This is a genomic window from Mesorhizobium sp. M5C.F.Ca.ET.164.01.1.1 (genome assembly GCF_004792125.1).
In the GTDB taxonomy this organism is placed as follows: domain Bacteria; phylum Pseudomonadota; class Alphaproteobacteria; order Rhizobiales; family Rhizobiaceae; genus Mesorhizobium; species Mesorhizobium wenxiniae.
Window position 1 is genome coordinate 1 of record NZ_SRTG01000408.1, and the last position, 315, is coordinate 315.

Below are 315 nucleotides of genomic sequence, written 5' to 3' on the forward strand. Positions count from 1 at the left end.
CGCGTTCGCAGACGAATCCTGATTCGTCGCCGTTGCGGATGTAGAAGTACCCGACGAGCCGCCCGGCGGTGCCGATCATTGTCCACCCACGACCGCAGGCGGGGTCATTCTCGTCGTGTCCCTCCCACGAGAACTCCGCACAGGCTGAACCGTCGCGGGCGCCGTAGCGAACGTCGAGGAAGCCCTTGAGCGCGCCGAAGGCGATCTCGCCATCCGCCGCGCCCTTGAACGTCAGATGCGCCTCTTCGACGAGATCGAGGGAGTCCTGGTCCCAATTGTCCATCTCGACGATGCGCCAGCGCCCGGCAAAGGCCT

Annotated in this window: 1 protein-coding gene; it reads right to left on the reverse strand. The window is 65.4% G+C overall.

Features of this window, described 5'->3' with window-relative positions; translation table 11 throughout:
* A partial coding sequence (locus EN807_RS34035; RefSeq protein ID WP_246684534.1) for a hypothetical protein occupies positions 1-315 on the reverse strand: 315 nt, incomplete at both ends.